The organism is Desulfococcus sp., from assembly GCF_041737845.1.
GTDB lineage: Bacteria > Desulfobacterota > Desulfobacteria > Desulfobacterales > Desulfococcaceae > Desulfococcus.
Genome location: NZ_JBGSQX010000095.1, coordinates 1 through 9,727, shown reverse-complemented (window position 1 = coordinate 9,727; position 9,727 = coordinate 1). Strand labels below are relative to the sequence as shown.

The 9,727-nt window shown below is 62.5% G+C and carries 10 protein-coding genes; 5 read left to right on the top strand and 5 right to left on the bottom strand.

Annotated features, from left to right (window positions below; translation table 11 throughout):
* The 4 genes from ACEW8N_RS10765 to ACEW8N_RS10750 form a co-directional block, all read right to left on the bottom strand.
* Positions 1 to 300: hypothetical protein (locus ACEW8N_RS10765; protein ID WP_373499822.1), on the bottom strand; the 300-nt coding region annotated here is incomplete at its 3' end.
* Positions 284 to 1,666 (bottom strand): monomethylamine:corrinoid methyltransferase, encoded by a 1,383-nt coding sequence (locus tag ACEW8N_RS10760; protein ID WP_373499821.1) that lies wholly within the window; start codon positions 1,664 to 1,666, stop codon positions 284 to 286. The genes ACEW8N_RS10760 and ACEW8N_RS10765, both read right to left, overlap by 17 nt.
* 46 nt (positions 1,667 to 1,712) lie before the next feature.
* Positions 1,713 to 2,342 (bottom strand): corrinoid protein, encoded by a 630-nt coding sequence (locus ACEW8N_RS10755; protein WP_373499820.1) that lies wholly within the window; start codon positions 2,340 to 2,342, stop codon positions 1,713 to 1,715.
* Positions 2,343 to 2,529: 187 nt separating this feature from the next.
* Complete coding sequence (locus ACEW8N_RS10750; RefSeq protein WP_373499819.1) at positions 2,530 to 3,270, bottom strand: GntR family transcriptional regulator; 741 nt, start codon at positions 3,268 to 3,270, stop codon at positions 2,530 to 2,532.
* A 301-nt stretch (positions 3,271 to 3,571) separates the two neighbouring features.
* On the opposite strand from ACEW8N_RS10750, the gene ACEW8N_RS10745 reads away from it, so the two are divergent.
* From ACEW8N_RS10745 to ACEW8N_RS10735, 3 genes are all read left to right on the top strand, one after another.
* Positions 3,572 to 4,075 carry a 4Fe-4S dicluster domain-containing protein gene (locus ACEW8N_RS10745; protein ID WP_373499818.1) on the top strand — a complete coding sequence of 168 codons (504 nt, stop codon included), beginning with the start codon at positions 3,572 to 3,574 and terminating at the stop codon, positions 4,073 to 4,075.
* A complete protein-coding gene (locus ACEW8N_RS10740; RefSeq protein WP_373499817.1) occupies positions 4,072 to 6,204 on the top strand; it encodes a molybdopterin-dependent oxidoreductase in 2,133 nt (710 codons plus the stop codon). The genes ACEW8N_RS10745 and ACEW8N_RS10740 overlap by 4 nt, the downstream gene beginning before the upstream one ends.
* Positions 6,205 to 6,318: 114 nt before the next feature.
* Entirely contained in the window at positions 6,319 to 7,266 is a 948-nt protein-coding gene (locus tag ACEW8N_RS10735) for a DUF6515 family protein (protein WP_373499816.1), read from the top strand.
* Positions 7,267 to 7,500: 234 nt separating this feature from the next.
* On the opposite strand, the gene ACEW8N_RS10730 is transcribed toward ACEW8N_RS10735, so the two are convergent.
* A complete protein-coding gene (locus ACEW8N_RS10730) occupies positions 7,501 to 7,707 on the bottom strand; it encodes a cold-shock protein (RefSeq protein ID WP_373499815.1) in 207 nt (68 codons plus the stop codon).
* Between the two features lie 403 nt (positions 7,708 to 8,110).
* Between ACEW8N_RS10730 and ACEW8N_RS10725 the strand changes: the two genes are divergently transcribed.
* Together ACEW8N_RS10725 and ACEW8N_RS10720 are read left to right on the top strand one after the other, a co-directional pair.
* Positions 8,111 to 9,379 (top strand): NAD(P)/FAD-dependent oxidoreductase, encoded by a 1,269-nt coding sequence (locus ACEW8N_RS10725; RefSeq protein ID WP_373499814.1) that lies wholly within the window; start codon positions 8,111 to 8,113, stop codon positions 9,377 to 9,379.
* A gap of 103 nt (positions 9,380 to 9,482) precedes the next feature.
* Positions 9,483 to 9,727 (top strand): pyridoxal-phosphate dependent enzyme (locus ACEW8N_RS10720; RefSeq protein ID WP_373499813.1); only part of this gene is annotated, 245 nt, incomplete at its 3' end.

Genomic DNA, 9,727 nt, shown 5'->3' with positions numbered 1-9,727 from the left:
GGCCACGCCCGCCGAAAGCCACCTCGCCCCGGCCGGGTCCCCGCAGCACGGGAGATCGAGCGCGACGCCGCTTTCGAGACGGATGGCCCCCGACGCCCCGGTTCGTTCGACGGCATGGACGGCGAAGACGGCCATGGGCGTCACCAGCGCCCGGGCGTCTTGGATCCCCGCCTCGATCCGCCCCCGGGAGCGGTCGGTGATCCGATACCGGCTCCCGCCGAAATAGCGGCCCACCGACTCGAGAGAAACCCGAAAATCGGCCGGGTCGACCTCAAGGATGTCGTCAGTAGGGAAACTCAACGCCCAGCCCCGCGATCTCATCCTTGACGCGCCGGTACATGTCGAGGTGGGCCTGGGTCGGCACGGCCCTGGCGACGTCGTAGCACTCGGGGTATTCCGCGCCCATGGGCGCGTCGGCCGCCTGGGCCTCGTAGGTATCGAGGAGCCGGAGGGCGATCTCGTTGACCTGGTCCCGGGTGAGCCCCGACCGGGCCACGGCGTGCCCGGCTTCGCATCCCAGGCGGGCCTCCAGGGGGGTGGCCCGGTTCCGGTACTTGTTCCGGGTGGAGGCCATCTCCCAGAGGTTCCAACCGCAGACGGTCGATACCATGGCATGGACGGCGGTCTCGCGGAAGAGCATCTCGGTCATGGGGCCGGCGTTGGCGAAGCCGTTGGATGTATAGATGAGCTTGCTGTTCCGGGACAGGGCCTGGCCGGCCATGGCGATGGCCCAGAGGAGCTCCCGGGTGGTGTTGGAGCCGTAGTTCAGATGGAACGGGAAATGCTGGTTGAAGACGGCGCCGTGGACCACGAGCCCGATGAGGCTGTAGGCCACGATGGTCACGGCCGTCCCCTCGGAGCCCATGCACCACCCGCCGTAGATGGGGCCGGTGAGGTGGCCGGTGTAGCAGCCGTACTGGGCGTAGTGGAGGGACCGGTTGAGGAGGGTGTCGGCGGTCTTGAACTCGGTGAGCCCGCCCACCAGCCGCGCATCGGTCTTCTGGACGCCCCACTGCTCGTTGGAGACGGCGATCTGGCCCGAGTCGTGCTCAGCCGTGCCCACGGCCACCATGAAGATGTCCGGGCGGCCCAGGAGCCGTGCCGCCATTTTCTGGTTGTAGATGTGCTGGATGCAGCCGCTGATCTCCGTAGGCCCCGAGGATTCGATGAGGTGGCCGAAGGTCTCTTCCAAAATGGGTCCGCACAGCCCGTCGAGGAGGGGCTCCTTGAGGTAGGCCATGCACATGGACTGGTGGTATTTCTCGTCCACGGTGATATCCGGGCTCATGATGCAGAACGGCGGCGTGCGGTCCTCGACCGTCCGGTGCCCGAACAGCCGGGCATCCTTGCCCGCCCCCACCCAGTAGCTGTCCCGGGCCGTGTAGAGCGCCTCCCGGATCTCCTCATCGGATACCTGGATGATGCGGTGGGTATCGGTGTTGTAGTAGCCGACCTCGCGGAACAGCTCCCAGCCGGCCTGCCAGATGCGGTCGGCCATGGCATCGTCCGCGGGGCAGGGCGTCTTGGGGTCGTATCGGATCTCGTATGCCTGGATCAGCTTCTTGAGGGTCGGGGTGAAGCGCTTGGGCAGAAACGCATCCTCTTCCATGAAGGGGCCCGTGTTGGAGCGCTCCAGGATTTCCCACATGCGGTAGGCGGTCGACATCTCTTCCTCCCTAAGGTGTTGAATCGAATGTTGAAACGATGGCGGATTACTTGAGCAGTGCAGCGATGAGGTCCGGCGTGGACCGGGCATCGGGACAATAGAGGTCCGCGCCGATCTTATCCGCCCAGAGACGCGAGGTCGGCGCGCCGCCGATAATGACCTTGTAGCGGTCGCGGATCCCCTTTTCCTTGAGAATATCGATGATCTCCTTCTGCCGCGGCATGGTCGTGGTCATGAGGGAAGACGCCCCGATGATGTCTGCGCCCATGGCTTCCGCCTCCTTCACAAAGGTCAGGGCGTCGACGTTGTAGCCCAGATCCCTGACCTGGAAGCCGTTGGTTTCGAGGATCAGCTTGACGATATTCTTGCCGATTTCATGGAGGTCGCCCTTGACCACCCCCAAGACCACCTTGCCCTTGATCCGCTGCCCGCCCGCCTTTTCGAGGTAAGGCGCCATCTCCGCCACCACGGCGGAAAGGGCCTCGCCGGCCAGCATGATCTCCGGCAGGAAGATTTCAAGTTTGGCGAACTGGTCCCCCACGCGGGCCATGGTCCGCGTCATGCATTCGATCATCTCGATCGGGTCCTGCCCGGCCGAAAGCAGGTTTTTCGCCGCCTCCCGGGCCTCTTCGCTCTCCCCGTCCTCCACAAGCCTGCTCAGCGCTTCCAGTGACATCGTCCGTCCCCCTTGGCAGAATGTTTTCCGGTCGCACCGTCTGGTGCAAGTGCGATCGGCCTTGATTTAAATGGGATGCCAAGCTGTATATACAGCCTGGACGTTTTTAAAATACGGATTGAAGTTTTGTCAAGATCTTTTTCCGCCGCCCGGGAGGCACCCTCGAGGAGGCGACGATCCAGCGGGATTACGGCTTGTAATCGGCCACCTCGAGCATGGGGGTGAAGGTGTCCTTGAACGCCATGTCTCCCCGCATGAAGTACTCCACATAGGTCACCGGGGTTTCGCAGGAATAGGCGGTGCGCTGGAAATAAAAGACCGGATATCCGGGGTCCTCCCGGAACAGGCCGGCGAGGGATTCCGGGAGCCCGACGGCGGTCATGCTCTGGCTGATCCGGGTGAGGGAAAGCCGGTATTTGTTGATGAGGATGTCGTGAATCGAGGTTTTCGCGAGGTTTTCCCAGAGGATGCCGGCGCACTGGTCGGCGCGGAGATACCGGACGGCATAGCGGACGGGCACCTCGTTGAGATGATTGAGGATGCGGAGCCGGATCATCTGCCCGCCGTAGTCGAGCATCCGGGCGATCTCCTCGGGCGGTTCGACGATCCGCGATTCGAGCACCTCGGTCCGGAGGTCGGCACCAAGGTCCTCGGCCCATTTCCGGAACGGCCGGACCCGGAAAAATCCCTGGGTATAGTGCCCCGACCTTCGGACGAAGGTCCCCTTGCCGGGAATCCGCTCGACGGACCCCTCCCGCTCCAGGTCGTTCAGGGCGCGCCGCGCCGTCATCCGGCTCACGGAAAACTTTTCAGCGAGCTGGTTTTCGGACGGCACCCCGTCGGTAAAATTGCGCGAGGCAATGCCCTGGAGAATGTAGTGCTTGATCTTTTGGTACTTCGGAGCCATTTTCGTCACGGGTCGGGCCATGGTCTTTTTCCCCGGTCGCCGCCTGCCGATGTCTTCATCCCCGGGCTGTCGATTGTCTATACGGGCATCGCCCCGGCAGCACATCTCGATACGGCATTTTATATCACAATCCGAACAGATTAGATTTTTATACCCATACCGCCCTCTGAAGGAAATGTCGAGAAGAGTTTCTCCTTGACACCCGTATATAATGGCCTTAATGAGGGTTTAGTATGTATATACAACCCCTCGCCTCGGGAGGGAACCGCCTTCCGGCCGGAAAGCGGGACGGGGCGCCGAGGGTCACGGAAGGAGCCGCCCGATGAAAGTGGTGTATGTCGATGTCAACCGGTGCGTGGGGTGCATGAGCTGCCAGCGCATCTGCACATTCCATCAGTTCAGAAAATGCAACGGCCAGACCCCCAACATCTGGGTGTCCGTGGACATGGACCGACGGATGATCTTCACCTCGACATGCCTCCAATGCCAGTCCGCCTGGTGCCTCAGCGCCTGCCCGGTCGGGGCGCTCGCCCGGGATCCCGAGACCCAGGCGGTGGTGGTGGACGAGGGGGCATGCGTCGGGTGCGGCATGTGCGTCATCTCGTGCCCCTTCGGCAACATCCACATGGAACCACGAATCCGCGTCGCTGCCAAATGCGACCTCTGCGGGGGCCGGCCCGAATGCGTCCAGGTCTGCATGGCCCAGGCCCTCCACTTCGGGGACATCAACGAGCTGGCCGACATCAAACGGAAAATGGCCCGAAACACCCCCAAGGTCAACCTGATGATCCGCGCGGTGGAAAAGAAGGACGAAAAACCGGAATGAAAGAACGAACGGCCGTCATGAACGGCACGGTCAAGACCCTCTGCCGAATGTGCAACACCCGCTGCAGCATCGATGTGGTCATCCAGGACGGCATCATGACCGACATCCTGCCCGGAGAGGGGAACCCGGTGAACAACGGCCGGATCTGCCCCCGCGGCAAGGCGGCTCCGGACCACTTCTACCATCGGGACCGGATCCTCACCCCCCTCAAGCGGATGCCCGACGGATCTTTCACTCCCATCGACAGGGAGCGGGCGCTCGATGAGATCGCCGCGCGCATGGCGGCCCTGAAATCCAATTACGGCGCGAGGTCGGTTGGGGTATGGAAAGGCGAGGGTGTCGGCTTTCTCCAGCAGGAGGGATATGTCCGGCGGTTCATCCACGGCTTCGGCTCGCCCAATTATTTTTCCAACGATTCGTCCTGCTTCAACGGGCGCTACCTGGGAAACCGCCTGGTCACGGGCTTCTGGAACCCCTATCCCCATTTTTCCTCGGCCCGGCTGATTCTGCTTCTGGGCAGCAACCCTCCGGTATGCCACCCCCCGTTCATGAAGGAGTTCGCCGACGCCCGCAGCAAAGGCGCCCGGCTGGTAGTCATCGATCCGCGCCTCAACCCCATCGGCTGCTGGGCCGATATCTTCGCCCAGCCCTTCCCGGGCACCGACGGGGCACTGGCCTGGGGGCTGATCCATCTGCTGATCGCATCCGGAAACTACGACCGGGATTTCGTGGAGCGCTATACGGTGGGCTTCGACGACATCGCCGCCTATGCCGAGCGATTCACCCCGGAGGTCGTGGAGGCGGAGAGCGGCATCTACGCCGATGTGGTACGGACCATAGCAGGCATGATCGCCGAGAGCCGGCCGGAGGTCAGCATCTATATGGGCACCGGCCTGGAGCACCATGAAAACGGCGTCAACAACATCCGGGCCATGACCATCCTCTCCTGCCTCTGCGGGGCGCTCGACATTGACTGCGGCCTCTACTGGCCGGAGCGGATGCCCCTTGCGGACCTCTCGCCCAGGCGGGAACAGGTGATGGCCGGCCCAAGGCCCATCGGCGCCGACCGGTTCCCCGTGCTCTTTGATTTCACGGGGGAAGGCCACACCATGACGGCCATGGACTATATGATCGGCAAGGGCGAATATCCCCTCAAGGGGATGGTCATCACCGCCGCCAACCCGGTGGTGACCCATCCCGACACCCTCAAGGTCGAGCGGGCTTTCAGAAACCTCGACCTGCTCGTGGTCAACGATTTCTTCCTCACCCGGACCGCGCGCCTGGCCCACTATATCCTGCCCGCCGAAACCTTTTTGGAGCGCTCGGAGATCCACTGCAACATCAAATATCACCGGGTCTACCTCACCCGGAAGGTGGCGGAGATCCCCGGCATCCGGAACGAATACAGCCTGTGGCACGACCTGGCCCACCGCTTGGGCTTCGGGGAGGAGTATTTCCCCTGGGAGAACGAGGTCGCAGTCAACCGTTACCTGCTGGGGCCGTCGCGGATTTCGCTGGAGGAATTGAAGGCCCGCCCCGAGGGCATCGTTTATCAGCCGGTCCGGTTCCGAAAGCACGAGACGACGCCGCTGCCCACCCCTTCGGGCAAGGTCGAGTTCGCCTCAAAATACCTGAAAGATCTGGGCTTTTCCGAGATCCCCGAGTATGTTCGCCCCTTTCACATGCGGGAGCGGTCCGAGGAATATCCGTTTCTGCTCACCACCGGCGCGCGCATGACGCTGTTCTATCACTCCCGGCACCAGAATATTGAAAAGTTCCGCCTGATTCATGCCCGGCCCGAGGCCGAGATCCATCCGGAGGATGCCGGGGCGCTCGGGATCGCCGACGGGGACAGGGTCCGCCTCTCGTCCCGGCTGGGGGCCATCGAGGTCGCCGCACGGATCGTCCACCGTGCGGAGCTGCGCCGGGGGGTGGTGGAGGTGTATCACGGCTGGGAGGATCAGCCGGTCAATATCCTGACCTTCGGGGATGTCAACGACCCCATCAGCGGCTTTCCCCTCCTGAAGGCCGTTCCCGTCCGCATCGAAAAGATTGCGGACCGCCATGAAGAGCCGCCGCATTCCGCCTTGGCGGAGGATGCCTGCATCGATCCGGATGCTGAAGCCTAGACCGGATCAGATCCGCAGCATCCTCCCTTTGCCGCCGTCGAGACCGCTCGGCAGGTAAACCTTTCGATTGCCGGTGCGTCTAAATGAGCACCAAAAACCGAAAAGGAAAGCGTCATGCGCTATATGACCACCACATCCATCCATAAGGCCGCTGCATGGCTGATCTATCTGCTGGCGTTCACCACGGCGGCCGGCGTCGGGTATGCGGACGATTTCCGCCACAACGGCGGCGGCTCGGATCGGGGCGGCAGACGATATGAAGGTCACCGCGATCAAAACAGGCCCCACCGCGCCGGGGAATACCGGGGCGGCAAGCCGCAGGACGGTGACCGCGGTCAAGACAGATCGCGACGCGCCGGGGAATACCGAAAAAGGGCGGGCACGCCCCATGGGGGGCCTGTCCGAAATGACGGGCCGGATTCCCGATACAAGAAGCGCTGGGATCATGACGATCGGAATGCCCGATACAAGAAGCGATGGGATTATGACGGCCGGAATTCCCGATACAAAAAGAACTGGGGCAATCACCGCCCTCCCGCCAGAATATACCCTGCCCCGGGCTATCACCGGTATCCGAAAAACGCCTACCGGCGTCATGTCTGCGGTCCCGGCGCCGGATGTTACCATCCCCCCCGGCGACCCTATTACTGGCGCCACTCTTCCGGCTACTTTTCGGTGCGCCCCGCCATCGGCACCTTGTTCCTGACCCTTCCGCTGGGTTGCGCAGGCCTATTCATAGGGGGATCGATCTTCTATTACCACGACGACGTCTATTATCGGCCGGTGTCGTCGGGGTATGTCGTGATTGCCCCGCCGGCGGCCCCGGTGCCGCCGCTCGTGTCGGGAAAGGCCCTGTACAGCCAGGTCTCCGTCACGGTCGAACTGCTGAACGTGAGGTCCGGTCCGGGGGGCGACCATGCGGTATTCCGCCAAGTGCGGAGAGGCGAGATCCTGGATATCGAGGAGGAGTCGGACGGCTGGCTCTATGTGACGCTGCCCGGCGGTGAAAAAGGGTGGATCGACGCCCAATACGCGGCCCCGATGGTGTATGTCGACGAATGACCCCCCGGGAAGTGGCGCCGCGATGACACCCTGAATGAAGGTCATCGCCCGCGATGCCAGGCCTCCCCCGGAGGGCACAAACCCTTCCCGCACCCGGCATATCGGCAGCTCCTGTCGATAGGGATCATCCTCCGGCGCCCGCCCATGATCATGAACCGCCGCAGCAGACATGCCGGCCCCGGGCATCCGGAGGGATTTCAATCCATCCCGATCCCCCCGACCATCAAGAAGGGATCAATATGTCTTGACGGGGCGGACGTTGACGGCCTGCTTGCCCTGGGGGGTGCTCCTCAATTCAAAGCTGACCAGATCGTCTTCTTGAAAACCGAAGTGTCCGAATTCCTTTATATTTTTGTGGTACAGGAAGATATCCCCGTGCTCCTCGGTTGTAATGAAGCCGTATTTCTTTTTTTCGTTGTACCATTTGATGCGACCTTCCATGCGTTTGATCCTATTCTGTGTTGGTGAGCCGTTGTGTGAGGGCCTCCGGCGCTTTCGCAATCATTTCGAAAGAAGGTCTAAAAATGGCGCTTTTAGACGGCCTCCAAAACAATATTCCGGGATAAAGCCCGCCCTTGGGCCTTTCCTTCCCGGCCGGTCGCCTTGTCTGAAGCTGGCCCAATCTATCGCCTTTCGGAAAAATGATCAAGCGCTAAGGACCGCTGCATGAACAAATGAACCGATTCCGCCCGCCTTTTGACCTGTTTTTTCCGTCCTTGATCTTTTCTGTAAAGTTATGCTTGCCCATGGCGCCCCCCGGATACTATAGAATTCCAGTTGCCCGAATCCGCAGGGGCCTGGATGGCGCGGGGATGTTCAATGGTAAGGAGGGTGGTCCGAAACGATGAAAAGGCGGCAGGAAACAGAGATACTGATTATCGGCGGCGGGGCGGTCGGCATCTGCTCGGCCTATTATCTCAGGCGTCACGGGTTCGACGTGACCGTCGTCGAGAAAGACGCGGTGTGCTCGGGGTGCTCCGCCGGAAACGGCGGGCTCATCGTACCGAGCTACAGCATTCCCCTGGCTTCGCCGGGGAAGATCCTCAAGGGGTTGAAATGGATGTTCGATCCGGAAAGCCCGTTTTCCATCAAGCCCCGCCTGGACCCGGACCTCCTCAGGTGGCTGATCCTGTTTCAGCGGTCCGCCGGCCGATCCCGATTCCACGCCGGCATCCCGGTCCTTCGGGACCTCAACAAGGCGGGCCTGACTCTTTTCGAGGCGCTGAAGGCCCATGACTCCCTTGCCCCGGGGCTTGAGCAGAAAGGGTTTCTCGCGGTGTTCAACACCCCCCACGGGAGGGAGGAAGGCCTTGAAGAATCGAGGCTGCTGGAAAGGTTCGGCATCGCGTCCGCCATCGTCGGGGCGGACCGGGTCCGGGAGATGGTGGGCGGCATTGAAACACGCGTTCTGGGCGGCGTTTTCCATCCGATGGATGCCCACCTCGATCCCCGGCGGTTCGTGGATCACCTGGCGTCCCAGGTACGGCTCATGGGGGTGGGGATTCATGAATCGACCGAGATGATCGGGTTCAAAAAAACCGGAAACCGGATCACCTCGGTGCAGACGACCCGGGGCGACATGGCCGCCCGCGAGGTCGTCCTGGCCGGGGGGGCGTGGTCCTCCGTCATCGCCGGGGATCTCGGGGTCGACATCCCCATGCAGCCCGCAAAGGGCTACAGCGTCACCTTCGAACGGACGGAAAAGTGCCCGGAGATTCCCTTGGGGCTGATGGAGGCCAAGGTGGTGCTGACGCCGTTTGCCCAGACCTTTCGGGTGGCGGGGACCCTGGAATTCGCCGGGCTCGATTCATCCTATCCGCGCCGCCGCATCCAGGCTGTCGCGGGGAGCGTCGCCGCCTACTTTCCGGATCTCGACCCGAAGTCCATGGAGCTGGTTGAGATCTGGAGGGGGTTCAGGCCGTGCAGCCCCGACGGCCTCCCCTATATCGGACGCCCGTCCGGGGTCGACAACCTGATCGTTGCCACGGGCCACGGCATGCTGGGCATCACCCAGGCCCCCATATCGGGAAAAATCGTCTCCCAGCTGGCGGCCGGAGAACAGCCGGCCCTGGATATCACGGCCCTGCGACCGGACCGCTTCCGACGATCCTGACCCGGAGGAGGGGGGAGGCCATGCGGTGCAGCACGGCCGCCGGATGCCCGGTCTCCCGTCAAAACAGGCGCGCCGTCCGGACGGCGGAAAGGAAGCGCACACAATGACACCGGAATCCTTCCGCGAGGCCGCGGAGATGATCAGGAAAAGCGTCCTTCATACCCCCTTGGTTTTTTCGCCGACCATGAGCCGCATGTTCGGCGGAAAGATCTACCTGAAGATGGAGAACCTTCAGAAGACGGGCTCATTCAAGATCCGGGGGGCCAGCTACAAGCTCCTGAAACGCCGGGAGGCCATCGGCCCCGGCGGCGTGGTGGCGGCCTCGGCCGGCAACCACGCCCAGGGCGT

Excerpts from the sequence above, each read along its gene's own strand:
- ACEW8N_RS10760 (WP_373499821.1), bottom strand. The coding sequence starts at position 1,666 with ATGTCGACCGCCTACCGCATGTGGGAAATCCTGGAGCGCTCCAACACG.
- ACEW8N_RS10755 (WP_373499820.1), bottom strand. The coding sequence starts at position 2,342 with ATGTCACTGGAAGCGCTGAGCAGGCTTGTGGAGGACGGGGAGAGCGAA.
- ACEW8N_RS10750 (WP_373499819.1), bottom strand. The coding sequence starts at position 3,270 with ATGGCCCGACCCGTGACGAAAATGGCTCCGAAGTACCAAAAGATCAAG.
- ACEW8N_RS10745 (WP_373499818.1), top strand. The coding sequence starts at position 3,572 with ATGAAAGTGGTGTATGTCGATGTCAACCGGTGCGTGGGGTGCATGAGC.
- ACEW8N_RS10740 (WP_373499817.1), top strand. The coding sequence starts at position 4,072 with ATGAAAGAACGAACGGCCGTCATGAACGGCACGGTCAAGACCCTCTGC.
- ACEW8N_RS10735 (WP_373499816.1), top strand. The coding sequence starts at position 6,319 with ATGCGCTATATGACCACCACATCCATCCATAAGGCCGCTGCATGGCTG.
- ACEW8N_RS10730 (WP_373499815.1), bottom strand. The coding sequence starts at position 7,707 with ATGGAAGGTCGCATCAAATGGTACAACGAAAAAAAGAAATACGGCTTC.
- ACEW8N_RS10725 (WP_373499814.1), top strand. The coding sequence starts at position 8,111 with ATGAAAAGGCGGCAGGAAACAGAGATACTGATTATCGGCGGCGGGGCG.